The organism is Paraburkholderia sp. EB58 (assembly GCF_050436665.1).
In the GTDB taxonomy this organism is placed as follows: domain Bacteria; phylum Pseudomonadota; class Gammaproteobacteria; order Burkholderiales; family Burkholderiaceae; genus Paraburkholderia.
Genome location: NZ_JBNDMQ010000002.1, coordinates 304,068 through 330,632, shown reverse-complemented (window position 1 = coordinate 330,632; position 26,565 = coordinate 304,068). Strand labels below are relative to the sequence as shown.

The 26,565-nt window shown below is 60.9% G+C and carries 25 protein-coding genes; 1 reads left to right on the top strand and 24 read right to left on the bottom strand.

Annotated elements, in window-relative coordinates; all coding sequences use genetic code 11:
• The first annotated feature begins 64 nt into the window (after positions 1 to 64).
• On the top strand, positions 65 to 880 hold the full coding sequence (locus tag P3T40_RS04155) for a transporter substrate-binding domain-containing protein (RefSeq protein WP_429266398.1): 816 nt from the start codon (positions 65 to 67) through the stop codon (positions 878 to 880).
• 496 nt (positions 881 to 1,376) lie between these two features.
• On the opposite strand, the gene P3T40_RS04150 is transcribed toward P3T40_RS04155, so the two are convergent.
• From P3T40_RS04150 to P3T40_RS04035, 24 genes are all read right to left on the bottom strand, one after another.
• Complete coding sequence (locus tag P3T40_RS04150) at positions 1,377 to 1,544, bottom strand: hypothetical protein (RefSeq protein ID WP_429266397.1); 168 nt, start codon at positions 1,542 to 1,544, stop codon at positions 1,377 to 1,379.
• A gap of 196 nt (positions 1,545 to 1,740) precedes the next feature.
• Complete coding sequence (locus P3T40_RS04145) at positions 1,741 to 3,471, bottom strand: AMP-binding protein (protein ID WP_429266396.1); 1,731 nt, start codon at positions 3,469 to 3,471, stop codon at positions 1,741 to 1,743.
• A gap of 325 nt (positions 3,472 to 3,796) precedes the next feature.
• Positions 3,797 to 4,222, bottom strand: coding sequence for a F0F1 ATP synthase subunit epsilon (locus P3T40_RS04140; protein WP_012434800.1), 426 nt, complete (start codon positions 4,220 to 4,222; stop codon positions 3,797 to 3,799).
• Between the two features lie 203 nt (positions 4,223 to 4,425).
• Positions 4,426 to 5,820, bottom strand: a complete 1,395-nt coding sequence (atpD, locus tag P3T40_RS04135; protein ID WP_429266395.1) for a F0F1 ATP synthase subunit beta — start codon at positions 5,818 to 5,820, stop codon at positions 4,426 to 4,428.
• An 85-nt stretch (positions 5,821 to 5,905) separates the two neighbouring features.
• The gene (atpG, locus tag P3T40_RS04130; RefSeq protein ID WP_429266394.1) at positions 5,906 to 6,790 is read right to left on the bottom strand and encodes a F0F1 ATP synthase subunit gamma; all 885 of its coding nucleotides are present in this window, start codon (positions 6,788 to 6,790) and stop codon (positions 5,906 to 5,908) included.
• Between the two features lie 140 nt (positions 6,791 to 6,930).
• Complete coding sequence (gene atpA / locus P3T40_RS04125; RefSeq protein ID WP_429266393.1) at positions 6,931 to 8,472, bottom strand: F0F1 ATP synthase subunit alpha; 1,542 nt, start codon at positions 8,470 to 8,472, stop codon at positions 6,931 to 6,933.
• A 58-nt stretch (positions 8,473 to 8,530) separates the two neighbouring features.
• A complete protein-coding gene (locus P3T40_RS04120) occupies positions 8,531 to 9,070 on the bottom strand; it encodes a F0F1 ATP synthase subunit delta (protein ID WP_429266392.1) in 540 nt (179 codons plus the stop codon).
• A 2-nt stretch (positions 9,071 to 9,072) separates the two neighbouring features.
• A complete protein-coding gene (locus P3T40_RS04115) occupies positions 9,073 to 9,543 on the bottom strand; it encodes a F0F1 ATP synthase subunit B (protein ID WP_429266391.1) in 471 nt (156 codons plus the stop codon).
• Between the two features lie 139 nt (positions 9,544 to 9,682).
• Positions 9,683 to 9,952 carry a F0F1 ATP synthase subunit C gene (atpE, locus tag P3T40_RS04110; RefSeq protein WP_007180033.1) on the bottom strand — a complete coding sequence of 90 codons (270 nt, stop codon included), beginning with the start codon at positions 9,950 to 9,952 and terminating at the stop codon, positions 9,683 to 9,685.
• Between the two features lie 94 nt (positions 9,953 to 10,046).
• On the bottom strand, positions 10,047 to 10,898 hold the full coding sequence (atpB, locus tag P3T40_RS04105) for a F0F1 ATP synthase subunit A (RefSeq protein ID WP_429266390.1): 852 nt from the start codon (positions 10,896 to 10,898) through the stop codon (positions 10,047 to 10,049).
• A 154-nt stretch (positions 10,899 to 11,052) separates the two neighbouring features.
• Complete coding sequence (locus tag P3T40_RS04100) at positions 11,053 to 11,595, bottom strand: ATP synthase subunit I (protein WP_429266389.1); 543 nt, start codon at positions 11,593 to 11,595, stop codon at positions 11,053 to 11,055.
• A gap of 279 nt (positions 11,596 to 11,874) precedes the next feature.
• Positions 11,875 to 12,981 (bottom strand): SLC13 family permease, encoded by a 1,107-nt coding sequence (locus P3T40_RS04095; protein WP_429266609.1) that lies wholly within the window; start codon positions 12,979 to 12,981, stop codon positions 11,875 to 11,877.
• Between the two features lie 58 nt (positions 12,982 to 13,039).
• Positions 13,040 to 13,927 carry a ParB/RepB/Spo0J family partition protein gene (locus tag P3T40_RS04090; RefSeq protein WP_429266388.1) on the bottom strand — a complete coding sequence of 296 codons (888 nt, stop codon included), beginning with the start codon at positions 13,925 to 13,927 and terminating at the stop codon, positions 13,040 to 13,042.
• A 39-nt stretch (positions 13,928 to 13,966) separates the two neighbouring features.
• Positions 13,967 to 14,740, bottom strand: a complete 774-nt coding sequence (locus tag P3T40_RS04085) for a ParA family protein (RefSeq protein ID WP_429266387.1) — start codon at positions 14,738 to 14,740, stop codon at positions 13,967 to 13,969.
• A 73-nt stretch (positions 14,741 to 14,813) separates the two neighbouring features.
• Positions 14,814 to 15,509: a 16S rRNA (guanine(527)-N(7))-methyltransferase RsmG gene (gene rsmG / locus P3T40_RS04080; RefSeq protein WP_429266386.1), complete on the bottom strand. Its 696-nt coding sequence runs from the start codon at positions 15,507 to 15,509 to the stop codon at positions 14,814 to 14,816.
• On the bottom strand, positions 15,506 to 17,473 hold the full coding sequence (gene mnmG / locus P3T40_RS04075; RefSeq protein WP_429266385.1) for a tRNA uridine-5-carboxymethylaminomethyl(34) synthesis enzyme MnmG: 1,968 nt from the start codon (positions 17,471 to 17,473) through the stop codon (positions 15,506 to 15,508). The genes rsmG and mnmG overlap by 4 nt, the downstream gene beginning before the upstream one ends.
• Before the next feature lie 174 nt (positions 17,474 to 17,647).
• Entirely contained in the window at positions 17,648 to 18,403 is a 756-nt protein-coding gene (locus P3T40_RS04070; RefSeq protein ID WP_429266608.1) for an ABC transporter ATP-binding protein, read from the bottom strand.
• 8 nt (positions 18,404 to 18,411) lie between these two features.
• Positions 18,412 to 20,196, bottom strand: a complete 1,785-nt coding sequence (locus tag P3T40_RS04065) for an ABC transporter permease subunit (RefSeq protein WP_429266384.1) — start codon at positions 20,194 to 20,196, stop codon at positions 18,412 to 18,414.
• A 4-nt stretch (positions 20,197 to 20,200) separates the two neighbouring features.
• Positions 20,201 to 21,256, bottom strand: coding sequence for a branched-chain amino acid ABC transporter permease (locus tag P3T40_RS04060; protein WP_429266383.1), 1,056 nt, complete (start codon positions 21,254 to 21,256; stop codon positions 20,201 to 20,203).
• 326 nt (positions 21,257 to 21,582) lie between these two features.
• Positions 21,583 to 22,743, bottom strand: a complete 1,161-nt coding sequence (locus P3T40_RS04055; RefSeq protein ID WP_429266382.1) for an ABC transporter substrate-binding protein — start codon at positions 22,741 to 22,743, stop codon at positions 21,583 to 21,585.
• Between the two features lie 221 nt (positions 22,744 to 22,964).
• Entirely contained in the window at positions 22,965 to 24,131 is a 1,167-nt protein-coding gene (locus P3T40_RS04050) for an ABC transporter substrate-binding protein (protein WP_429266381.1), read from the bottom strand.
• Between the two features lie 153 nt (positions 24,132 to 24,284).
• Positions 24,285 to 24,497: a hypothetical protein gene (locus P3T40_RS04045; protein ID WP_429266380.1), complete on the bottom strand. Its 213-nt coding sequence runs from the start codon at positions 24,495 to 24,497 to the stop codon at positions 24,285 to 24,287.
• A gap of 183 nt (positions 24,498 to 24,680) precedes the next feature.
• Positions 24,681 to 25,652 (bottom strand): branched-chain amino acid ABC transporter permease, encoded by a 972-nt coding sequence (locus P3T40_RS04040; protein ID WP_429266379.1) that lies wholly within the window; start codon positions 25,650 to 25,652, stop codon positions 24,681 to 24,683.
• On the bottom strand, positions 25,652 to 26,536 hold the full coding sequence (locus tag P3T40_RS04035; protein WP_429266378.1) for a branched-chain amino acid ABC transporter permease: 885 nt from the start codon (positions 26,534 to 26,536) through the stop codon (positions 25,652 to 25,654). Before P3T40_RS04035 ends, P3T40_RS04040 begins: the two co-directional genes overlap by 1 nt.
• Between the last annotated feature and the right edge of the window lie 29 nt (positions 26,537 to 26,565).

Here is a 26,565-nt window from a genome sequence, read left to right as displayed (position 1 = left end):
ACGGCGAATTGCCGGGCTATGATCAGCGGCCTTACCAAACAATTACGGTGTTCGAGGAGATCCGATGAGGAAGGTGGCATGGATCCTGGCCGGCGCGCTGTTGTGCGCTGCAGCCGGCATGGCAAACGCGCAAGGCGCCGCAGGCCCCGCCACGGCTGGCGGCGCCGCCGCGACGGCCGCGTCGCGACTCGATGAGATTTTGGCCCGCGGCACACTGCGCGCCTGCACGACTGGTGATTACAAACCGTACTCGTTCTACAAGGGCGAGGGACAATTCGAGGGCATCGATATCGACATGACCGAATCGCTCGCCAAGTCGCTGGGCGTGAAGGTCGAGTACGTGAAAACGTCGTGGCCGAACCTGATGAACGACTTCGTGGCCAAGTGCGATATCGGCGTGGGCGGCGTATCGCCATCACTCGAACGGCAGAAGCGCGCGTTCTTCACCCAGCCGTATATGGTTGACGGCAAGACTCCCATCGTGCGCTGCGACGACGTGAACAGGTATCAGACAGTGGCCGAGATCGACCAGCCCGCGGTCCGGGTGATCGTCAACCCCGGCGGCACGAACGAGCGGTTCGCGAGGCAATATTTCCCGCACGCGAACCTGACCGTGTATCCGGACAACGTGACCATTTTCAAGCAGATCCTGGCCGGCAAGGCAGATGTGATGGTGACAGACGCATCGGAGACGCTGCTGCAGCAGAAGCTTAACCCTGGGCTGTGTTCGGTACACCCCGACAAGCCGTTCCAGTACGGCGAGAAGGCATGGCTGCTGCCGCGCGGCGACGTGGTTTTCCAGCAGTACGTGGACCAATGGTTGCACCAGGCGCAGGCGACGGGTGAGTATCAGACGATCTCGGACAAGTGGTTGAAGTGAGCGCTTGGGGGGCCACGCCTGGGGCCCCGGGTGTCGGACTTCGGCGCCTGACGACCGGCGGTATTGTTCGAGTACGCGAAGTTCATCGGAACAATCCTGTAACCGTGCGTATGCATGTAAGCCAATATGGAATAGATCGGCCGATGTCGTTGTTTGACAAGCCAATCACCGCAGTGACGCAATCGCGCTCACGTAGGTGCTACAGCGCAGCCCGCTCGTTCATCAGACCATCTCTCAGGATATTGGAGCTGTAACCGCCTGTACAGACGGCGATTCGCGCTGCAAAGCGCGTCACAGCTCATGCATTCATGCAGTGAAGACTGAACGAGAAGCGGCCCACGATGCACCTCGAATAGCATCAATCGCGCCCGTGTGAAAACCTTCAGGGCAGTCGGTAAAAATTACGTTTTAAACAGCTTTCAATGGCAAAAAATCCTTGGGAGCCTTATCCGGCGGGCGTTACAACCTGAAACACTTTGTTACCGCGTTGCTGAAGTTATTCGCCCACAATGCCCTTCAACGGTTTCAACACGGATGTGGCTGGGTGCGTGGTGTGAGCGGATACGATGCACTTGCCGGTCGGCAGCACGCCGAAGCCCTGGAAAGGGGCATCCCTGTTGGCGCCGTGGTCGACGTTTAGCGTCTGGCCAGTCGGTTCCTCCAATGGTCTCCTCGCGCTAACCCCGTAGCGTGTGGTTTTTAGCGGGCTCCAGGCCCGCTTTTTTTTTCTCTAGCCAAACGTTTGCGCGCTGCTCAGACGAGCCCTGCCAAGGTCGTTTTCAGGCCTGGCTTCGCAGACGGTGGCTAATCCAGGCCAACCCGGCGGCGTCACGTGAAGGTTACGTGACGCCGCAGTCGTATCAGGCCGTCTTGCCTTCCTTCAGCTTCAGCTCCTGAATCATCCGTTCGCGCATCACGAACTTCTGCACCTTCCCGGTGACCGTCATGGGCAACTCATCGACAAAGCGGATGTACTTCGGCACCTTGTAATGGGCGATCTGGCCGCGGCAGAAGTCCTGCACCTCTTCGGCGCTACACTGTTCGCCGGCGCGCAGCACGATCCATGCACACACTTCCTCGCCGTACTTCGCGTCCGGCACGCCGAACACCTGCACGCTCTGGATCTTCGGATGGCGGAACAGAAACTCCTCGATCTCGCGGGGGTAGATATTCTCACCGCCGCGAATCAGCATATCCTTGAGCCGGCCAACGATGTTGCAATAGCCGTCGGCGTCGAGTGTTGCGAGGTCACCGGTGTGCATCCAGCCATCGACGATGCTTTCGCGTGTTTTGGCTTCGTCGCCCCAGTAGCCCTGCATCACGGAGTAGCCCTTCGTGCACAGTTCGCCGGTTTCACCGACCGGCACGATATCGCCTAGCGCGTCGACCACTTTGACCTCCAGATGCGGCTGGATGCGCCCCACCGTCGAGGTGCGTTTGTCGAGCGGGTCTGTGGTTGAGCTCTGAAACGACACCGGGCTGGTCTCCGTCATGCCGTAGGCGATCGTGATTTCCGCCAGGTGCATCTTCGATACGACCTTTTTCATCGTCTCAATCGGACATGGCGAGCCGGCCATGATGCCCGTGCGCAGACGCGTGAGATCGAAGCGCGCGAAGTCCGGGTGATCCAGTTCGGCGATGAACATAGTCGGAACGCCGTGCAACGCAGTGCATTTTTCCTCGGCGACCGCGGCGAGCGTGGCGGCCGGATCAAACGCCTCTCCGGGGAAGACCATGTTCGCACCGACCGATACGCAGGCCAGTACCGCCAGCACCATCCCAAAGCAGTGATAGAGCGGCACGGGAATGCAGAGTCCGTCCTGTTCCGAGAGGCGCATCGCCATCGCGATATAGCGGGCGTTGTTGACGACGTTGCGATGCGTGAGCGTGGCGCCCTTCGGATTGCCGGTAGTGCCGCTGGTGAACTGGATATTGATCGGGTCGCCGGCTGAGAGGGTGGCGCCGATGGCTTGGAGCTTCGCCGGGTCGAGCGTCGCGCGCCCCTGCTCGATCACATCGGAGAAGCTCAACATGCCCGGCGTCTGGGCGTCGCCCATGCGGATCACGACGCGCAGGTCCGGCAGGCGAGAGGCATGCAGATCGCCGGGCGCCTGCGTGGCGAGCTCCGGAGCCAACTCCTGTAGCATTTCCAGATACTGTGAAGATTTGAAGCACTCAGCGGCAACGATAGCTTTGCAGCCGACCTTGTTCAGCGCGTACTCGAGCTCGGCCAGCCGATAGGCCGGGTTGATGTTGACTAGCACGGCGCCGATGCGCGCGGTGGCAAACTGCGTAAGCAGCCACTCGACCCGATTTGGCGACCAGATGCCGACGCGATCGCCCTTGCCGATATCCCGCGCCAGCAGACCCGCGGCGAACACGTCGACCTCTTGCAGAAACACCTGCCACGTCCAGCGGATTCCCTGCTCGCGGAACACCACAGCGGGTCGGTTTGGGAAGCGTCGCGCCGTTTCGAACAGGAATTGTCCGACGGTCGCGTCACTCAACGGGATAGCGGTCGAGCCGCGTACATAGGACAGACCGTCCTTCGGTTCAACGAGTGCGCCTTCACCTGACATTTGCGTCGCCATGGCGGTGTCTCCCTGAGCGGATATTTGCTTTATTGGGTGCCCCCTGACCTGCCGCTTCGCGCTAGGCCCCCGAGGGGGTCAATCCCGCAAGAGGACTTCCGGCAGGGCGGAAAACGAGGGGCAGCCCGGCGTTTTTCTTGAGGAATTTGAAACTGATTGTGCCTCGGCGGATAACGGCAAGGCATCAAGTCTTACCCGCAGGTCTCTGCCGGCTTCCGCCGCTTCACGCGCACTAAAGCTGCGACCCTTCTTCCCTTTCCGTAAACGTCAAGCCAACATGAAAAAAAGCAGCCGGTCAGGCTGCTTTTCCTTTGATGCTTGCCGCTTAGTTCTGACCGCGCAGCTTGCGCAGACGCTGAATCGCCGCGAGCTGAGCCGTCGCATACGCCAGTTCCGCCTGAGCGGTTGCGTATTCGAGGTTCGAACCCGTGTTCTGAAGCGCTTCTTCTGCGCGCTTGCGTGCGTCTTCGGCCTTGGCTTCGTCGAGATCCTTGCCGCGGATTGCCGTGTCGGCGAGAACCGTCACTGCGCCCGGCTGGATTTCGAGGATGCCGCCGGCGACGAACACAAACTCTTCTTCGCCGTTTTCAGCTTCGATACGCACCGCACCCGGACGAATCCGCGTGATGAGCGGCGTGTGGCCCGGCAGAATGCCGAGTTCGCCCGCTTCGCCCGGCAGCGCCACGAATTTCGCCTGACCCGAGAAGATCTGCTCTTCCGCGCTGACGACGTCTACTTTAATGGTTGCCATATCGACTCCTGTGGCGACCAGAGTTAGCGCTTTAGCGCCTACTCTGGTCCCATGCAAAGCTCGACGAGTGTTAGCGCTTTAGCGCTCACCCTCGTCCCATGCAAGGCTGGGTTGAGCGTAATAAGAGGCGCCGGCTTTGCGTGCCGATACCCAACACGTATCGATACGCGCGAGGCCTGCGCCCGCCTCGTTACACCCGACCTTTACTGGATCTTCTTGGCCTTTTCGAAGGCTTCGTCGATCGTGCCGACCATGTAGAACGCCTGCTCCGGCAGATGATCGCACTCACCGCCCACGATCATCTTGAAGCCGCGGATCGTTTCCTTCAGCGGCACGTACTTGCCCGGCGAACCCGTGAACACTTCAGCAACGTGGAACGGCTGCGACAGGAAACGCTGGATCTTACGAGCGCGCGCCACGGCGAGCTTGTCTTCCGGCGCCAGTTCGTCCATGCCCAGAATCGCGATAATGTCGCGCAGTTCCTTGTAGCGCTGCAGCGTTTGCTGCACGCCGCGCGTGATGGCGTAATGCTCTTCGCCGATCACGTTCGGGTCGATCTGACGCGAGGTCGAATCGAGCGGGTCGACTGCCGGATAGATACCCAGCGAAGCGATGTCACGCGACAACACGACGGTTGCGTCCAGGTGGCCGAAGGTCGTAGCCGGCGACGGGTCGGTCAAGTCATCCGCAGGGACGTACACGGCCTGCACCGACGTGATCGAGCCAGTCTTGGTCGACGTAATACGCTCTTGCAGCTTACCCATTTCTTCAGCCAGCGTCGGCTGATAGCCCACTGCCGACGGCATACGGCCGAGCAGTGCCGACACTTCCGTGCCTGCCAGCGTGAAACGGTAGATGTTGTCGACGAAGAACAGCACGTCGAGGCCTTCGTCACGGAAGTACTCAGCCATCGTCAGACCGGTCAGCGCGACGCGCAGACGGTTGCCCGGCGGCTCGTTCATCTGGCCGTACACCAGCGCGACCTTGTCGAGAACGTTCGAGTCCTTCATTTCGTGATAGAAGTCGTTCCCTTCACGGGTACGCTCGCCAACACCGGCGAACACGGAATAACCACCGTGTTCCTTGGCGATGTTGTTGATCAGTTCCATCATGTTCACGGTCTTGCCCACGCCGGCGCCACCGAACAGACCCACCTTACCGCCCTTGGCAAACGGGCAGATGAGGTCGATAACCTTGATACCCGTTTCGAGCAGTTCCGTGGACGGCGACAATTCGTCGAACGCCGGAGCCTTCTGGTGAATACCGCGCGTCACGTCCGAGTTGATCGGGCCGGCTTCGTCGATCGGGCGGCCCAGCACGTCCATGATCCGGCCGAGCGTCGGCTTGCCAACCGGCACGCTGATCGGCTTGCCGGTGTTCTTCACCGTCGTGCCGCGGCGCAGGCCGTCCGATGCACCCAGACAGATGGTCCGCACGACGCCGTCGCCCAGCTGCTGCTGAACTTCGAGGGTCAATTCCGAACCGTCGAGAATGAGCGCGTCGTAAATCTTCGGCATGTGGTCACGCGGGAATTCCACGTCGATCACCGCGCCGATGCACTGTACGATCTTGCCTTCTACCAAAGCAGTAGTACTCATCGCTTTTCCTTTAGATACTCAATTCTTCACTCGCGCAAAGGCGCAGTTTCGTAGCGCTTGCCGTAAGGCGCGCCTGACCGTTAGGTCAGACCGCCGCAGCGCCACCGACGATTTCCGACAGTTCTTTCGTGATCGCGGCCTGCCGGCTCTTGTTGTACACGAGCTGCAGTTCGTTGATGACCGTCTTCGCGTTGTCCGAAGCGGCCTTCATCGCGACCATCCGTGCCGACTGCTCCGACGCCATGTTTTCCGCCACGGCCTGATAGACCAGCGCTTCGACATAACGCACGAGCAACTCGTCCACCACCGCCTGCGCGTCCGGCTCGTAGATGTAGTCCCACGACGTGCTCGGCACCGTGCCCTCGTCTTCCTTGCGCTCGAACTGGTCTGCCGACAGCGGCAGCAGTTGCTCGATCACCGCTTCCTGCTTCATCGTGTTGACGAAGCGCGTGTACGCCAGGTACACCGCGGAAATCTTGCCTTCCGAGTACATGTCGAGCTGCACTTTCACCGCGCCGATCAGCTTCTCGAGGTGCGGCGTGTCGCCCAGATGCACGACGTTCGACACAACCTTCGCGCGCAGGCGATTCAGGAAACCGAGACCCTTGGTGCCGATCGCCGTCGCTTCGATCGTCTTGCCCTGGCCTTCCAGTTCCTTGAACTTCTGCAGCGCCGCGCGCAGCACGTTCGTGTTCATGCCGCCGCACAGACCCTTGTCGGTCGTGACGAGGATCATGCCGGCCTGCTTCGCGCCTTCGTTCGACACCATGAACGGGTGACGATACTCAGGGTTCGAACGGCTCATGTGTGCAGCGATGTCGCGGACCTTGTCGGCATACGGGCGAGCAGCGCGCATGCGCTCCTGAGCGCGGCGCATCTTCGATGCGGCCACCATCTCCATCGCTTTCGTGATCTTGCGCGTGTTTTGCACGCTCTTGATCTTGCCGCGAATTTCCTTCATTCCAGCCATTGCTTGCTCCTTTGTCGGCCCGAGTTACCGCTTTAGCGGTTACTCGGGTCCCATGCAAAGCGATCGAAGCAGCACGGGGGCACTCACATGCGGCCCGCGCCGCTTCAAGGTCCGTTTATGCCTTGCGGGTCACTCGCGGATCAATAAGCGCCGGACTTCTTGAAGTCTTTGACGGCCGTATGCAGCAGGCCTTCGTCGTCCTTCGAGAGTTCCTTGGTATCTTCGATGCGCTTGATCAGGTCAGCGTGCTTCGACTTCAGGTAGTCACGCAGGCCCTTTTCGAACGGCAGCACTTGCGCGACTTCGAGGTCGTCGAGGTAACCGTTGTTCGCAGCGAACAGCGCGATAGCCAGTTCCCACACTTGCAGCGGCTGATACTGCGGCTGCTTGAGCAGTTCCGTCACGCGGCGGCCGCGTTCGAGCTGCTTGCGGGTTGCTTCGTCGAGGTCCGAGGCAAACTGGGCGAATGCTGCCAGTTCACGGTACTGCGCCAGGTCGGTACGGATACCGCCCGACAGCTTCTTCACAACCTTCGTCTGAGCCGCACCACCCACACGCGACACCGACACGCCGGCGTTAATTGCCGGGCGGATACCTGCGTTGAAGAGGTCGGTTTCCAGGAAGATCTGGCCGTCGGTAATCGAGATCACGTTCGTCGGAACGAATGCAGTCACGTCGCCTGCTTGCGTTTCAATGACCGGCAGTGCCGTCAGCGAACCGCTCTTGCCCTTCACTTCGCCGTTGGTGAACTTCTCGACGTACTCTTCCGAGACGCGAGCTGCACGTTCCAGCAGACGCGAGTGCAGATAGAACACGTCACCCGGGTAAGCTTCACGGCCCGGCGGACGGCGCAGCAGCAGCGAGATCTGACGGTATGCCCAAGCTTGCTTGGTCAAGTCGTCATAAACGATCAGCGCGTCTTGACCGCGGTCGCGGAAGTATTCGCCCATCGAACAGCCGGCGTACGGTGCGAGGTATTGCATCGCAGCCGATTCCGAAGCCGAAGCGGCCACGACGATCGTGTATTCCAGCGCGCCGGTTTCTTCCAGCTTGCGCACCACGTTCATGATCGACGAAGCCTTCTGGCCGATCGCGACGTAGATACAGAAGAGGTTCTTGCCCTTCTGGTTGATGATCGTGTCGACAGCGACAGCCGTCTTGCCGCACTGGCGGTCGCCAATGATCAGCTCACGCTGGCCACGACCAACCGGCACCATCGCATCGATCGACTTCAGGCCGGTCTGGACCGGCTCCGAAACCGACTTACGCCAGATCACGCCCGGTGCAATCTTTTCGATTGCGTCGGTGTGCTTCGCGTTGATCGGGCCCTTGCCGTCGATCGGGTTGCCAAGTGCGTCGACCACACGGCCGAGCAGTTCCGGACCCACCGGCACTTCGAGAATGCGGCCCGTCGTCTTGACGATGTCGCCTTCCGAAATGTGTTCGTATTCACCTAGAATCACGGCGCCGACCGAGTCACGCTCGAGGTTCAGCGCGAGACCGTAGGTGTTGCCCGGGAATTCGAGCATTTCGCCCTGCATCACTTCCGACAGGCCGTGGATACGCACGATACCGTCGGTCACGGAGATCACGGTGCCCTGGTTGCGAACGTCTGCGCTCGCTTCAAGGCCCTGGATCCGGCTCTTGATCAGCTCGCTGATTTCAGAGGGATTGAGTTGCATTATTCGCTCCTGATAGTCAATTCTGTTGCGTGCCAGCCGCTTCAGCGTTTTAAGCGCTTCAGGCCGTCAGAGCCGTCTGCATGCTGGCAAGCCGCGCGCGGACCGAGGTATCGAGCACTTCATCGCCGACCGTCACGCGCACGCCGCCGATCAGCGACGAGTCGACCTCGATCACCGGCTTCAGCTTGCGCTTGAACTTGCGTTCGAGACTTGCGACGAGTTCGTTCAACTGCGCGCCTTCGAGCGGGAATGCGCTGACGATCAGCGCATCAGCCGCCCCTTCGCGGGCGTTTTTCAGCTCTTCGAACTGCGTGGCGATTTCCGGCAGCAGTTGCAGACGGTGGTTGTCCACCAGCATCTGCACCAGATTCTTCGCTTGCGCATTGTCCTTGAGCGGCGACTTCACCGCGTTCAGCAGCAGATCGCTGACCTGCGCGCGGCTTACTTTCGGGCTCGTGGCGATCGACAGCACTTCGGGCAGACGCGCAACCTGTGCCAGCTCCTGCACGAGCGTGGACCAGGCGGCGATGTCACCAGCTTCGGCCACGCCAAACAGCGCTTCTGCGTACGGACGGGCGATGGTTGCAAGTTCGGCCATGATCAGAGCTCGGCTTTCAGTTGATTCAGCAGGTCAGCGTGAACTGCCTGGTCGACTTCGCGCTTCAGGATCTGTTCAGCGCCCTTGACGGCGAGTACAGCCACTTCGCCGCGCAGCGCTTCACGCGCCTTGACGACTTGTTGTTCTGCATCGGCCTTCGCTTGCGCGAGAATGCGGGCGGCTTCAGCTTGTGCCTGGGCCTTGATTTCGTCAGCGAGGGTCACTGCGCGCTTTTCGGCATCAGCAATGCGTTGCTGACCATCGTTGCGCGCCTGTGCCAGTTCCTGGTCGACGCGCTTGTGCGCGGCTTCCAGTTCCGCCTTGCCCTTTTCAGCAGCAGACAGACCTTCGGCGATCTTCTTCGCGCGCTCGTCGAGGGCGTTGATCAACGGAGGCCACACGAACTTCATCGTGAACCACGCGAGGATCAGGAACACGACCATTTGCGCAAACAGGGTTGCGTTGAGATTCACGGTGTTTCCTTAAACGTTGCTAGTTCGGAAAGTGAAACGGCAAGGCGCTCATCGATTCTGTATTCGATCAGCGCCTAAGTGCCCGTTCCGCCCTGCGCCCTGTACTAGTTATAGCTCAGGCGCAAACTTCCGAGGAACCTCAGCCTGCCAGCTTCGACAGCAGCGGGTTCGCGAACGCAAACAGCATTGCCACACCAACGCCAATCAGGAACGCCGCATCGATCAGACCAGCCAGCAGGAACATCTTGGTTTGCAGCGGGTTCATCAGTTCCGGCTGACGAGCGCATGCTTCAATGTACTTGCCGCCCATCAGGCCGATACCGATACAGGCGCCGATTGCACCCAGGCCGATGATGATGCCGATACCGATGGCGGTCAGACCCTGGATGTTGGCGATGAAAGCTTGCATGATCACTCCTTTGTGAAAAGTCTTTTTGGAACTGGTTGGAACTAGGATTTAAAAAACTAAAAAGCTAAAGCAATTCGTTGTTCGACAGCGCAGGTTAGTGCTTGTCGTGTGCCTGGCCGAGGTACACCAGCGTCAGCATCATGAAAATGAACGCCTGCAGTAGAACGATCAGAATGTGGAAGATTGCCCACACGCTGCCGGCGATCACGTGGCCGATGAAGCCAAGCACCGTCGTGTCCGCGCCGAAGCTCCAGATGCTGCCCAGGAGGGCGATCAGCAGGAACAACAGTTCGCCCGCGTACATGTTGCCGAACAGCCGCATGCCGAGGGAAACCGTCTTCGCGACGAACTCGATGATGTTCAGTGCCAGGTTCGGGATCCACAGGAGCGGATGCGCGCCGAACGGAGCGGACAGCAGTTCATGCACGAAGCCGCCGGCGCCCTTGATCTTGAAGTTGTAGTAAATCATCAGCACGAACACGCCGAGCGCGATGCCGAGCGTGCCGTTCAGGTCGGCCGTCGGAACGATGCGGTGGTGCGGAATGACTTCCGAGAGGCCCAGCCAGCCGATCACACGGCCCGGCAGGTCGACGGGGATGAAGTCGAGCGAGTTCATCAGAGCAACCCAGACGAACACGAACAGTGCGAGCGGAGCAATGAAGGTGCGGCTGCCGTGGATCATCGACTTCGATTGATCTTCGACCATTTCGACCAGCATTTCGATCGCGCACTGGAAGCGGCCCGGCACGCCGGAAGTCGCTTTACGGGCAGCGAGATGCAGGATGAAGATGGTGAGCAGGCCGCAAACGATCGACCAGAACAGGGTGTCGAGATTCCAGACGTGGATATCGAAAATCGACGTCTGGTGCGCGGTAGAAAAGTTCTGCAAGTGGTGCGCGATGTACTCGGACGGATCCATCGCGCGCGTTCCTTCGCTAGCTGCCATATCGTTAATGCCACCCAAATTGTCGAAAATCAGTCCGGGCCGTTCCCGCTGCAAGAGTCTATTGCGGGAACACGCCGGCGCGAGTCATGTCCTACCCGCGCGCCTTTTTGCCGACGCCTTGCGCCAGCCAGTATTTTTTGCGTTACTTCTCCGCTCACCGCCAGGCAAGCGCGATCCAGTACGTCTTCAATGCAATGAGGTAGGTCACGAGCAGCGGCACCCAGCGTACGTCGTGATACCAGAAAGCGATGGCTACAAACATCGCGATCGTTGTCCCCATCTTGAGCGCTTCGCCGATCATCCAGCTCATGACTGTTTCGGCGCCGCTCAGTGTTCTTAGTCGTGCCGCGAACAATGCGCCCGGCACCCAGCAAATCGCTCCCCCCAAGAACGCGGACAGCGCAGCAGCGCCCGGCGGCTTGTAGAACAGCCACCACACCAGCGTAGCACCCAGGGACAAAACCATTTGCGCCGCCACGACCTTGAAAGGCGTGACCCGCGATGGACGACTCACATTCGGACCGAACAGCTTCTCTGCCTCAGCCCGCGTGAGCGGAACGATATTGTTATCTTGTTGCTCGACATCCCACCCATCGTCATGTGTAACGGGCTGACCAGACGCAGCGGAAAACGTGCGTTCTGCGCGGTCTTCGTCGTGCCCATTCTTCGGCGCCTGATTCGACGTTTTGACCGCCATCGCTGTGTTCCGAAAGTCTAGTTCCGTCCGCCAGCTTACGCGACGCTTACGGGGTTGCCGTGCAATTAAATCCGGGCGATTGTAAGCGATAGTTGCAGGCAATTCAAGACTTTAGGCCGTTCAATAACCCGCGTGAAAAGGCGCTCCATGATGCGGGAAAGCGGCTTTCAGATCCCAATGGACGCCAACTGTAAGGCTGTCGGGGGATCGCAAAAAATGTCAGCTAAATTGACCTGATTCGGGCCGGAAGGCTAGCACGGGGACGCTCTGGCGTCCGTATCAAATATGCAACAGAAGCCAGCCGCCGACTGCCCCGCCGGCCAGCCAGAACGGCACGGAGTAAAGGTGAAACGGCAGCCACATGCCGCGTTCCTTCGAGAGTCGCACGGCAATCAGATTTGCCAGTGAACCGATTGCGATACCGAAGCCGCCCACACTCACACCGAAGGCGAGCGCGCGCCAGTCTTTGGTGAACTCGGCGAGCATGATCGCAGCCGGAACATTGCTGATTCCTTGCGAGAGAACGGCCCCTGCGGCAAAAGCGCGCAGCGGGGTCGCGAGACCCAGTTGGCCGACCAGCGTGTGCACCCACGGCAACGCCGCGACGCTGCGCAACACGATAAACATGAAGACAAAAATCAGCAGCAGCAGCCAGTCGATTTTCAGGACGATCTCGCGGCGCCAGATCAGGAAGCCCACCACGATGGCCGCGAGCGCAATGCCGGCGTGATGGGAATCGGCGAGCAGCACGAAAGCAATAAACAACAGCACCGCCACGCCTACGAGTACGCGGTCGACGGGGTGAGTCTCCGTATCTTTGGACAGATCGAGCGGCTTCGCGCGGAAGCTCGCTGCCGCCATGACGTAAAGCATCACCATCAACACGGCACAAAGCGGAGCCAGCCCCCAGACGAAACCGCCAAAGGACACGCCGCTGGTTTGCCAGAGAAACAGGTTTTGCGGATTGCCGAGCGGCGTCAGAATCGAGCCCGCGTTCACCGACAGCGCGATGAAAATGACGAGACGCTTGAGCGGCAGCGGCGTGAGTTCGTGCAGGGACAACGCAAGCGGCACGACCACAAACAGCGCGACGTCGTTGGTCAACAGCGTTGACAACGCCGCCGCCAGGCCGATCAGCAAGAACGCAAGGGCCCGTTCCGAGTGGATGTAATGAATCACCCGGTGCGCCATCCACATCAGGACTCCTGATAATTCGATGGCTTTCGTCAAGATCAGGAGTCCTGCAAGTGTCAGGACGGTCTGCCAGTCGACGAGCCCCGGCAGCGTGAGCCACGGGCGTGGGTGCAGACACTGCAGCGCGATCAGCGCGACGACGAGCACAGAGAGAACCGGCTCTTTCGTCGCAAGGGCGATCAGCTTATGCAGCGGACTTCTTCTGGCGGTTTGGGACTCGCGCTCGGCAACCGTCACGGGGAATCGTCAATCAGGCCGTGGCGTTGCCGCGCAGCCGCACGAGGATGCCTTCGAGCGCATCGAGGTCGCCGAAGTCCACCAGCACCTGGCCACGCCCGCGGCGGCCGAGCTTGATCTTGACCGTGGCGGCCAGCAGATCCGACAGCTCCTCTTCGAGGCGCCGTGTATCGCGGCCGCCGTCGTTGTTTGCCTTCGCCTTTACCGCTGGCGCGACCTTGGTGGTCGTGGTCACCAGCTTCTCGGTTTCGCGCACCGACATCCGCTTGTTGACGACCTGGTTGGCGAGCGTGATCTGCGTGGCGGCGTCGACCGCCAGCAACGCACGGGCGTGGCCCATGTCGAGATCGCCCGCGAGCAGCATCGTCTGCACCGGCGCCGCCAGATTCAACAGACGCAGCAGGTTCGACACTGCACTGCGCGATCGCCCCACCGATTCCGCTGCCTGCTCATGCGTAAAGCTGAATTCGTCGAGCAGACGCTGGATGCCTTGAGCCTCTTCCAACGGGTTCAGATCTTCGCGCTGGATGTTCTCGATCAGCGCCATCGCTGCGGCGGCCTGGTCGGGCACGTCCCGCACCAGCACCGGCACCTCTTCCAGACCCGCGATGCGTGCCGCGCGGAAACGCCGCTCGCCGGCGATGATCTCGTACTTGTCGGCCGAGACTGGGCGCACGAGGATCGGTTGCATCAGACCTTGCGCGCGAATGCTGGCCGCCAATTCCTGCAGCGCACCTTCGTCCATGCGCGTGCGCGGCTGGTACTTGCCGGCCTGCAGCTTGCCAAGCGGCAAGACGTTCGGCGCGCCTTCGATCTTCACCGCCTCGGTGATGTCCGCGCTGCCGCCGAGCAAGGCTTCCAGCCCCCGGCCCAATCCCTTCTTTCGTGCTACTGCATTCATCGTGCTTCCTCGATCAGCTTGGGGGTGCCTCGCCACGCGTCAAATGATCGCGCGCACTCGCTCAATCATTTCCGCGCCAAATTGCACGTACGCCTGCGCACCGCGCGACGCACGGTCGAACACGACGCCCGGCAATCCATAGCTGGGCGCCTCGGCGAGACGCACGTTGCGCGGAATGACGACGTCAAATACCTTGTCGCCGAAATGCTCTTTCAATTGGTCGGACACCTGCTGTTGCAGCGTGATGCGCGGATCAAACATGACGCGCAGCAGCCCGATGACCTTCAGATCGCGATTCAGGTTCGCGTGCACCTGCTTGATGGTATTGACCAGGTCCGACAGCCCTTCAAGCGCGAAATACTCGCACTGCATCGGGATCACTACGCCGTGCGCGGCGCACAGGCCGTTGAGGGTCAGCAGCGACAGAGCCGGCGGGCAGTCGATCAGGATGAAGTCGTAGTCGCCTTCCACCGACGCCAGCGCATCCTTCAACTGACGCTCGCGATGCTCCACGTCCACCAGTTCGACTTCAGCCCCCGCCAGTTCGCGGTTGGCCGGCACTACGTCGTACGAAACCGCTTCAGGCCGCACCCGCGCATCCGCTATCGCCAAGCCGTCCACCAGCACTTCATAAACGGTGTTGGTACAGGCGGCCTTGTCGACACCGCTGCCCATGGTGGCGTTGCCCTGCGGATCCAGGTCGATGAGAAGAACACGCTGTCCCTGCGATGCGAGGCTAGCGGCGAGATTGACTGCTGTCGTCGTCTTCCCGACGCCGCCCTTCTGGTTCGCAACGCAGAAGATTTTTGCCATCTTTGGTGTGTCCCTTTTGCTGCCTGGATGAGTTGGAATGCGCTTGTATCTAATCTCTGGTTCGCGGGGCGGCTTAGCTATCGGCGTCCAGCACCACCTCGACGAGGTGGCGCTCTGCTTCGAGCGACGGCACCTTGAGCCGGATGATCTGTTTTGCGTGGGAGCCCGCCGGTAGGCGTTCAATCTCGCCATCGGGCCGTACGCCCTTCATAGCCCAGATCGCGCCCTGCTCAGCAACCAGATGACGGGCCAGTGTAACGAAATCCGCGAGCTCTGCGAATGCACGCGAGACGATTACATCAAACTTTCCCGGCACTTCCACGCCAGGCTTCAGTGTTTCGACGCGGCCGGTCACCACGGAGAGATTGGTGAGACCGAGTTCCGCCTTGGCCTGCGCTTGAAACGCCGTCTTTTTGTGGACGATGTCGTTGAGCGTGACCGTCCAGTCAGGCAAGACGATCGCTAACACGATTCCGGGCAGGCCACCACCCGAGCCGACGTCGAGTGCCAACGACGGACCGAGGCTAGCGAGATGCGGCACGATTGAAAGCGAATCGAGGATGTGCTGGATCAGCATTTGCCGCGGCTCGCGGATTGCCGTGAGGTTGTACACGGCGTTCCACTTCGCAAGCAATGCGACGTAGTCGAGCAACTTGCCAAGCTGGGCGTCGCTCAGATCGAGGCCGAGTTCCTCGACACCCTCGTTGAGCAACGCACCCAGCGCTTCCCTGCTATCTGCGCCGCCAAACCCCTTCTGCCGTGCCGTCATTGCGTCACCGGCGTGGAGTCGGTGCCGCTGTCGGCTGCACCGGCGGGTTTCGTCAAGCGGCGGCCAAGGCCGCGCTTCAGGTGAACCATCAGCAGCGAGATCGCCGCTGGCGTAATGCCGGAGATACGCGATGCCTGGCCGATGGTTTCGGGGCGGAATTGGGTCAGCTTCTGACGCGCCTCGAATGACAGGCCGCGCACCTCGGCGTAGTCGAGTCCTTCGGGCAGGCGGGTGTTTTCATGCGATTCGTTACGCTCGATTTCTCCAGCCTGACGCTCTATATAGCCCTGATACTTGATGCCGATCTCGATCTGCTCCTTGATCTGCGCCAGCAGGACGTCGTCTTCGGCCAAGGTTTCGGCCGGGGCGCAAACGCCGTCGCGCAAACCACACACGCCGTCATAGGTCACACCCGGACGACGCAAGAGATCAGCAAGGCTGTACTCGTGATCGATCGCCTTACCGAGCAACGCCGTCGCCTCTTCCGCGGACACCGTCTTCGGATTCACCCACGTTGTGCGGAGGCGCTCTGTTTCACGTGAAACAGCCTCGCGCTTGCGGCCAAATGCCTCCCAGCGGACGTCGTCCACAACTCCGAGTTCGCGACCGATTTCCGTCAGACGCATGTCCGCATTGTCTTCACGGAGGCTCAGACGATACTCGGCACGGCTGGTAAACATACGATACGGCTCGGAAACACCGCGCGTTACGAGGTCGTCGACCAGCACACCAAGGTACGCCTGATCACGACGTGGGCACCACGCTTCGCGCCCCTGCACATGCAGACCCGCGTTTATGCCGGCCAGCAGACCTTGCGCCGCAGCCTCTTCGTAACCGGTCGTGCCATTGATCTGCCCCGCAAAGAACAGACCGTTGATCACCTTCGTTTCCAGCGACGCCTTCAGCCCACGCGGGTCGAAATAATCGTATTCGATCGCGTAACCGGGACGCAGGATGTGGGCGCGCTCGAGACCCACCATCGAGCGCACCAGTTCCAGTTGCACGTCGAACGGCAGGCTCGTGGAAATCCCGTTCGGGTAGAACTCGTTCGTGGTCAGGCCTTCGGGTTCCAGGAAGATCTGATGCGACTCTTTCGACGCAAACCGGTGAATCTTGTCCTCAATCGACGGGCAATAACGCGGCCCTACCCCTTCGATCACACCCGTGTACATCGGCGACCGGTCGAGCCCGCCGCGGATGATGTCGTGGGTACGCTCGTTGGTATGCGTCACCCAGCACGGCACCTGACGCGGATGCTGTTCGACGCGGCCCAGGAACGAAAACACCGGCACCGGATCCAGATCGCCCGGTTGCTCTTCAAGCTTGGAAAAATCGATTGTGCGGCCGTCGATCCGCGGCGGCGTCCCGGTCTTCAGTCGGCCTTGCGGCAGCTTCAGTTCCTTGAGGCGCGCCGACAGCGACACGGCGGCCGGATCACCTGCGCGGCCGCCTGTGTAGTTGTTCAGGCCAACGTGAATCTTGCCGTCCAGGAAGGTCCCGGCCGTCAGCACGACAGCGCGAGAGCGGAAGCGAATCCCAACCTGCGTGACTGCGCCGACCACCCGGTCGCCTTCCACCATGAGGTCGTCCACCGCCTGCTGGAACAACCAGAGATTCGGCTGATTCTCGAGGCGATGCCGGATAGCCTGCTTGTACAGGAGACGGTCGGCTTGCGCGCGGGTCGCCCGCACGGCAGGGCCTTTCGACGAGTTCAGGATACGGAACTGGATGCCGCCTTCGTCGGTAGCTGCGGCCATCGCGCCGCCGAGTGCGTCGACTTCCTTCACCAGATGGCCTTTACCAATACCGCCAATCGACGGATTGCAGCTCATCTGACCGAGGGTTTCGATGTTATGCGTCAGCAGGAGCGTCTTGTTGCCCATGCGTGCAGAAGCCAAAGCGGCTTCGGTGCCGGCATGACCGCCGCCAACGACAATTACGTCAAATTCAGTGGGATAAAGCATCGCGGATCTCACGCCGGGACACCGCGTGAACCTTCTAAGGAAAATGTATTGGCGAATTATAGCGGGTTCGCTTTTGGCCCGAATTTCGTCCGTTTGGCCAGACGATAAAAAAAGCGGTGTGTTTCACGTGAAACGCACCGCTCGGTCACCCGCAAACGCTTGACGCCAAAGGCTTTACGCCACCTTCTTCGTTAAACCGAGATATGTCTCAATCACGCGAGGATTCTGCGCCAGATCCACGGCCGGCCCCTCAAGCGCCAACTCGCCAGTCTCCAGAACGTAGCCGTACTCGGAAATCTGCAGGGCGGCGCGCGCATTTTGCTCGATCAGCAAGGTCGCGACGCCCGTCTGACGCAGCGCGCTAATGATGTGAAAAATCTCTTTGACGATCAGCGGCGCAAGACCGAGGCTCGGCTCGTCCAGCATCAGTAACTCAGGCTTGCCCATCAGCGCCCGCCCCACTGCCAGCATCTGGCGCTCACCGCCGGACAGCGTCCCCGCCGCCTGCTTCCGACGTTCCTTGAGCCGCGGAAACAGCGTGAAGACCGGTTCGAGCTGGTCAAGATAATTGCGCTCCCCCGCCCGCTTGCGCCGGTAGGCGCCCAGCACGAGGTTGTCCCCGACGCTCATCGTCGAAAAGAGCTCCCGTTTCTCGGGGACGAGGCACATGCCCCGCGCCACCCGCTTTTCCACCGGCACCGCGCTAACGTCCTCCCCCCGATACAAAATCGCGCCCTTTGCATGACCAGTCACTGGCAACGCGCCCATGATCGCGTTAAGCAGAGTGGACTTACCCGCTCCGTTTGGGCCGATCACGGACACGATTTGCCCCGGTCGGACCTTGATGCTGGCGCCGTGCAGCGCCTCAACTTTGCCGTAGCGGACCGACAACCCCTCCACGTCGAGAATCGGCATCGCGGAATTCATCATCGTTTCCATCAGTCCACCCCACCCAGATACGCTTCGAGCACCGCCGGATCCTTCTGCACGTCCTGCGGCAAACCTTCCGCGATCCGCGTCCCAAATTCCATCACCACCAGCCGGTCGGTGAGATTCATCACGAAATCCATGTCGTGCTCGACCAGCAGCACGCTCATTCCCTCTTCCTTGAGCTTGCGCAGCAAGTCGGCGAGCCGCTGCTTTTCCTGATAGCGCAGGCCCGCAGCGGGCTCGTCAAGTAGCAACAGTGTCGGATCGCAGCACAGTGCACGCGCGATTTCCAGAATTCGCTGCTGGCCAAGCGCGAGACTCCCCGCTTCCTCGTACATATGCTCTTCCAGCCCCACACGGCGAATCTGCCGGGCGGCTTCCGCCATCAGGCGCCCTTCTTCTGCGGCGTTTAGCTTGGCGACGCTACGCCAGACGCCCGCGTGTCCGCGCAAGTGCGCGCCGATCGCGACGTTCTCCAGCACGCTCATGCCCGGCAGCAGTTTGACGTGCTGGAACGTCCGGCCAATTCCGCGTTTGACGATTTCACGTGAAGTGAGTCCATCGATCCGCTCGCCGCGAAACGTGATCTCGCCGCTAGTTGCGCGCAATACGCCGGTGACCAGATTGAAGGTGGTTGACTTACCCGCGCCGTTCGGCCCGATCAAGCCGATGATCTGTCCCGCCTTCACCTCGAAGCTGACGTCGTTCACTGCCACTAGGCCGCCAAACTCCTTGCGCGCCTTATCCACGGTCAGAAGCGTTTCACCCGCCGCCGGCTTGCTGCGCTGCGGCAACGGCTCAGCCTGCTCTGGCACATGGGCACGTGGTCCACGCGGAAAGAAGCGCGCCACGAACGGCCACACGCCCTGCCGCGCGTACTGCAGCAGCAGGACCATCAGCACGCCGAACACGATCACTTCGAAATTGCCGCTCTCCCCCAGCAACTTGGGCAGCAGCGTCTGCAGATAATCCTGCAGGATGGTGAGGATCGCCGCCCCGAGCACTGCGCCCCACACATGCGAGACGCCTCCCACCACCGCCATGAACAGGAATTCGATGCCGTGGTTCAGACCAAACGGCGTCGGATTCACTGCGCGTTGCAAATGCGCGTAAAGGAAGCCGGAGATCGCCGCCAGCACCGCGGCGTAGATGAAGATCACCACGCGCATCCACGCCGTATTGACGCCCATGGCTTCGGCCATCGCGCCGCCGCCTCGCAACGCACGAATCGCCCGTCCAGGCCGGCTATTAAGCAGATTCTGAACGGACACCACTGCACCGATCACCACCACCCAGATCAGGTAATAGATATGGCGCCCCGACTCCAGATTGATGCCGAACACGTTGAGCACCGGAATGCCGTTAATGCCGTCGTACTTGCCGAGGATGTCGAGGTTGCCGAACAGATAGAACAGCGCCAGCCCCCAGGCAATCGTGCCGAGCGGCAGGAAGTGCCCTGAAAGACGCATCGTCACGGCACCGAGCATCAACGCAATCAACGCTGTCAGCACCACGCCGACGATTAGCGCGAGCCACGGCGACACACCGTACTGCGTCGTCAGAAAGGCGGTCGTATAGGCACCCACGCCGACGAACGCCGCCTGCCCGAAGCTCGTCATGCCGCCGATGCCTGTCAGCAGCACCAGGCCAATCGCCACGATCGCATACAGGCCGATGTAATTGAGCAGCGTCACCCAGTACTCCGGCACATGAATCGGCTGCGGCAGCACCGGCAGCGCGAACATCACCACGAGGAACAGCCAGAAGAACTTGTTTTGCATGATGTGCTTCATCGTGTCACTCCTCGTCCTCTTCAGCGTGCGGGCTGGCGAGACTGCGCCACAGCAGCACCGGGATGATCAGCGTGAACACGATCACTTCCTTATAGGCACTCGCCCAGAACGACGAATACGATTCCAGCAGGCCCACCAGCACCGAGCCCGCAGCCGCCAGCGGGTAACTGACCAGGCCGCCAATGATGGCCCCCACAAAGCCCTTTAAACCGATCAGGAAGCCCGAGTCGTAGTAGATGGTGGTGAGGGGCGCAACGAGGATGCCGCACAGCGCTCCGAGCCCCGCAGCCAGCGTGAACGCAAGCCTGCCCGCCTGGGTCGTGCCGATGCCGACCAGCCGCGCCCCAAGACGGTTGACCGAAGTCGCGCGCAACACCTTGCCCGAGATCGAGCGGTCGAAGTACAGATAGAGCGCCGCGATCAGCACCACGGCCGTCCCGACCACCCACACGCTCTGCCCGGAGATCGACAGGCTGCCGAGGTTGAACGTGGCATCGGAGAAGGCATTGGTGCGCGAGCCCTCCGCGCCGAACATCACGAGCCCGAGGCCGACCATCGCGAAGTGCACCGCGACCGCCACGATCAGCAGCAGCAGCGTTGTGCCTTCGGCGATCGGCTCGAAGGCCAGCCGGTACACGAATGGCCCCATTGGAATCACGATCAGCAGCGTCAACGCAATCTGCGCGAGCATCGGCAGTGGCTGCGCGAATAGCCCGTGCGTCACCGCGTACACCGCAACCGGGAACAGCAGATACTTGGCCGCGAGTATCACCAGCGTGCGTGCCGCATGAGCGCGCCGCTCCGGATGCCGTACGAGGCCGGCCGTCTCGACGACAAAACATGCCGCCCCCAGCGCCATCAGCAACCAGCAGGTGGCCGGAAATTTCTGCGACTGCAGTGCGGCAAGAGTCAGCGCACCGTACGAGACAAACTCGCCCTGCGGGATAAAGATGACCCGCGTTACGGAAAACACCAGCACCAGCGCGAGCGCGAGCAGCGCGTAGATCGCTCCGGTGGTGATGCCGTCCTGCGCGAGGATCGCCGCAATAGATAGATCCATACTTCCTCGTCCTGAAAACGTCGAAATCGATCGCAATAAATTGCATGAGACCAGAGCAAGCACTGAAGCGCTAACTCTGGTCGACACTGGGAAACCGTCATGGCGGGTGATGACGGCAAGACAGACTACCCGCCCTTAAGCCGTGCCGCTCGGATGGGCACACGTGCCGCACAGAGGCTTCACTAACGCCGTAAGGCCGCAAGACACAGCCGCCGCGCCAGAGCCCGGCGCAGCGGACACAACCATTGTCATCGAACAGAATGGCAGAGCGGCGTCATCCACCGCAGGCTGTGCGCGAGAAGCGTGTATCGTCCGCTTTTATTGCGTTACTCGTCCTGCAGCTTCCACTTGCCGTCGACGATCTCTACGATCACACGAGCGCGCTTGTCGAGCCCGTTGTGGTCGGTCGCCGTGGTGTTCATGATGCCGTGCGCGAGCGGCAGCTCCTTGATGTTTGCGAGCGCGTCACGCAGCGCCTCGCGGAACACTACCGTGCCGGGCTGGCCCTTCTTGAGCGCCTCGGGAATCGCCCGCTGCAGCATCTGGCCGGCATCCCATGCGTGACCGCCGAAGGTCGACACCGAGCCCACGCCGTACGCCTTCTCATACGCGTTCTTGTACGCCTCGGACGACTGCTTCACCGGGTTCGAATCCGGCAACTGGTCGGCCACGAGAATCGGGCCAGAGGGCAGCAACTCGCCTTCGCAATCCTTCCCGCACACGCGCAGGAAGTCGTTGTTCGCCACGCCGTGGGTCTGATAGATCTTGCCCTTGTAGCCACGCTCTTTCAGTGTCTTGGCCGGCAATGCTGCAGGCGTTCCTGAACCGGCAATCAGCACCGCGTCCGGATTCGCAGCCATCGTCTTCAGCACCTGGCCGGTCACGGAGGCGTCGGTGCGGGCGTAGCGCTCATTGGCGACAAGCTTCAGATGATGCGCGGCCGCGGCCGTGCTGAATACGCTGTACCAGTTCTCGCCATAGGCATCTGCGAAGCCGATGAAACCGACCGTCTTGACGCCGTGTTTCTCCATATAGCCCGCAATCGCATCCGCCATCAGGCTGTCGTTTTGCGGCGTCTTGAAGGCCCACTCGCGCTTCGCATCCATCGGTGCGATGATCGCCGCCGAGGCGGCCAGCGAAATCATCGGCGTCTTGCCTTCCGACACCACGTCGAGCATCGCCAGCGAATTCGGCGTGACGGTCGACCCGATGATCGCATCGACGTGATCTTCGTCGATCAGCTTGTGTGTGTTCTGCACCGCCTTGCTGGTGTCCGATGCGTCGTCGAGCACGATGTATTGCACGCTCTTGCCGCCTATCTCCTGGGGCAGCAACGCAATGGTGTTCTTCTCAGGAATCCCGAGCGATGCGGCCGGTCCTGTCGTCGACACCGTCACCCCAATCTTCACCTGCGCCATCGCCGCGCTCGCACCGCATACCAATGCTAGTGCGATCGCCGTGCGGACCCACTGCCCTGTCTTTTTCATTGTCTGTCTCCAAACGCTTGATGCGTGTATCTGTTATCCGGCTCGTGGGCCGAGTGTCTGAATCTATTGATCGGATTCAGGTGTGCCAAGCATGGTTTTCCCTGCCGAGCCGGCACGTCTCGCCTCTCTCGCGCGACGACTCACGGTACCGCGCGAGCAACAAAAAAGGCGCGTCAACTGCACGCGCCTTGTATCTGGTTCCGATTCGCTGTTCCGCCTTCTCAGTCGCCGGCCAGCTTCCACTTGCCGTCCACAATCTCCACCATCACCCGCGCTCGCTGATCAAGACCGGAATGGTCGTTTGCGCTCATGTTGAAGATGCCGTGTGAAGCAGGCAGGTCTTTGGTGCCCTCAAGCGCGGCGCGCAGCGCTTCGCGAAAAGCCTGCGTGCCGGGCTGGCCTTTTTGCAGTGCCAAAGGAATCGCCTTTTGCAGCAACAGGCCCGCGTCCCATGCGTGGCCGCCGAAGGTCGAAATCGAGCCGACGCCGTAAGCCGCTTCGTACGCGTGCTTGTAGGTAAGCGCACTCTTTTTCACCGGGTTCGAATCAGGCAGTTGATCGGCCACCAGCAGCGGCCCCGCCGGCAGATAGGTGCCTTCGCAATCCTTACCGCACACGCGCAGGAAATCGTTATTCGCCACGCCGTGCGTCTGATAGTACTTGCCCTTGTAGCCGCGCTCTTTCAGCGTCTTCTGCGGCAGCGCCGCCGGCGTGCCGGCACCCGCGATCAGCACCGCATCCGGGTTCTGCGACATCATCTTCAGCACCTGGCCCGTGACCGAGGCATCGGTGCGCGCGAAGCGCTCGTTGGCGACAATCTTGATCTTTGCCAGATCGGCGGCCTTGCCGAACTCCTTGAACCAGCTCTCACCGTAGGCGTCGGCAAAGCCGATAAAGGCCACCGTTTTCACGCCGTGATTAGCCATGTGCTGGGCGATCGCGGTTGCCATCAGGATGTCGTTCTGCGGCGTCTTGAAGACCCATGCGCGCTTCGCATCCATCGGTTCGACGATCGAGGCGGCCGCGGCCATCGAGATCATCGGCGTCGACGTTTCGGCGGCCACGTCGATCATGGCGAGCGAGTTCGGCACGACGGTCGAGCCGACCAGTGCGTCGACGTGGTCTTCGCTGGTGAGCTTGCGGGCGTTCTGGACGGCCTGGGTGGAATCGGTCGCATCGTCGAGCACGATGTAATCGATTTTCTGCCCCGCCACTTCTTTCGGCAGCAACGCGATGGTGTTCTTTTCCGGAATACCGAGCGAAGCGGCCGGCCCGGTCGCCGACACCGTTACGCCGATTTTCACATCCGCAAACGCATGGCCGCTCCACACCGCCGATACACCCGTCGCAATCAACGCCGCACTCATCCAACGCAATGCCGAATTCATCCCGCTCCTCTTGCTGCTCCGTTACCCGTTCGAATTAAATGTGCTGGGCTAAAACCCCGACCCAGCGGTCAGTGAACGGCGAGTGTAGCGGACGCCCACGGCCTGCGGCAAGCGCTTTGCAAGCATTGACGGGGGCAAAAAAACTGTCCGGCGCTAAAGGGCAAGCGTCAGTCGGGTGCGGAAAATCTGCAGAAAAACCCGCGCTAAAAGGTGAGAAAAAAGCGCGGAAAGTGCACAGGCGGCGAATAAGCGATTTGTAAAAGCACAAATAAAAAGCGCTGTTGGATCGATATCCAACAGCGCTTTCGTCTGGGCACTGAGTGCCTCATTGTCTCCTCGTTCTCCACCTGCAAATTCGGTGTTCATCAGAACTGGGTGAAGATTAAACAACCGCCCCCATCCGGACAACTAGCATTTACCCTAGTGGTGCATCGCAGCACTGAATTGGGGCACGTTTGAAACACCCGGACATAGCGCCGTGCGCCATGCCGCCAACCCTCTCCCTTTCACATTGCATCGGACACCGAAGTACTTTAAGACCGCATGCTGTCATGCGCGCAACAGCCGCACCCGCGCCACGATCTCTCCAACGATGCCGCGTCTGAATGCCAGCACGCAAGCGATGAAGATCAACCCCGTGACGATGGTGGCCGACTCGCCCAGCGAGTTGAACCACTGCACCCCGGTCACCGATGCCAGCGCGCCGCCGATATCGCCGAGCCGGTCCTCGAGCGCAACGATCAGCGCTGCGCCGAGCAGCGGCCCAAACAAGGTGCCCATGCCACCGACCAGCGTCATCAGGATCACCAGCCCCGACATGGTCCAGTACGCATCGCTCAGGGTTTCAAAGCCCAGCACCAGCACCTTCATCGACCCCGCCAGCCCGGCAATGCCTGCCGACAACACGAAGGCCAGCAACTTGAAACGGTCGCTGTCATAGCCGAGCGAGACCGCCCGCGGGCCGTTCTCCTTGATCGCCACCAAAACCTGTCCGAACGGCGAGTGGACGATGCGTACGATCAACAGGAACATCAGCACCATCACCGCCAGTACGACGTAGTACAGCGTGAAATCGGACGAGAGATCCAGCACTCCGAACAGCTTGCCGCGCGGCACGCCCTGCAGACCATCTTCGCCATGCGTGAACGGCGCCTGCAGAAACACGAAGTAGACCATCTGCGCGAGCGCGAGCGTCACCATCGCGAAGTAGATGCCCTGGCGCCGGATCGCAAACAGGCCCACTACCAACCCAAGGACAGTCGCTGCCGCCGTGCCCGCGAGCACGCCCAGTTCGGGTGAATAGCCGAGGGTCTGGATCGCGTAGCCGGTGGTGTAACCGGCCATCCCAAGAAACATGGCATGACCGAACGACAGCAACCCCGTGTAGCCGATCAGCAGATTGAAGGCCGCCGCAAACAGCGCGAAGCACAGCACCTTCATCACGAACAATGGATAGATGCCGATGAACGGCACCGCGATCAGCAGGAGCAGCAGCACGGCGTAAAGCGCTTTCCTTTGCATCATTTTTCCTTGCCGAAAAGACCCGCCGGGCGCACCAGCAGCACCAGAGCCATGATGACAAAGACGACGGTCGCCGATGCTTCGGGGTAAAACACGCGTGTGAAGCCTTCGATCACGCCGAGCATCAGGCCGGTGAGAATCGAGCCCATGATCGAGCCCATTCCGCCAATCACGACCACCGCGAACACGGTGATGATCATCGGCTGCCCCATCAGCGGCGAAACCTGGATCACGGGCGCCGCCAGCACGCCGGCAAACGCGGCGAGCGCGACGCCAAAGCCATAGGTCAGCGTAATCATCAACGGCACGTTGACGCCGAATGCCTCCACCAGTTTCGGGTTCTCGGTACCGGCGCGCAGATAGGCGCCAAGGCGCGTCTTCTCGATCACGAACCACGTGGCAAAGCAGACCACCAGCGAGGCCAGCACCACCCACGCGCGATAGTTCGGCAAGTACATGAAGCCAAGATTGGTCGCACCGGAAAGCGCCTCGGGTACGTCATAGGGCTGTCCCGACGAACCGTAGATGGAGCGAAACACGCCTTCAACGACCAGCGTGAGACCGAAGGTCAGCAACAGGCCGTACAGATGGTCGAGCTTGTAGAGCCAGCGCAACATCGAGCGCTCGATCACCATGCCGAACGCACCGACAAGCAGCGGCGCGAGCACCAGCATCACCCAGTACGGCAGGTTGAAATACGACAGCCCCATCCACGTGAGCATCGCGCCCAGCATGAACAACGCGCCGTGCGCGAAGTTGATCACGTTCAGGAGGCCGAAGATGATCGCGAGACCGAGGCTCAGGATCGCATAGAACGAGCCGTTCACGAGTCCCAGCAGCAACTGGCTCAGCATCGCCGAGAGCGGAATGCCAAAGATTTCCATTGAACGCCTTAGCCCTTAACCATCGTCAA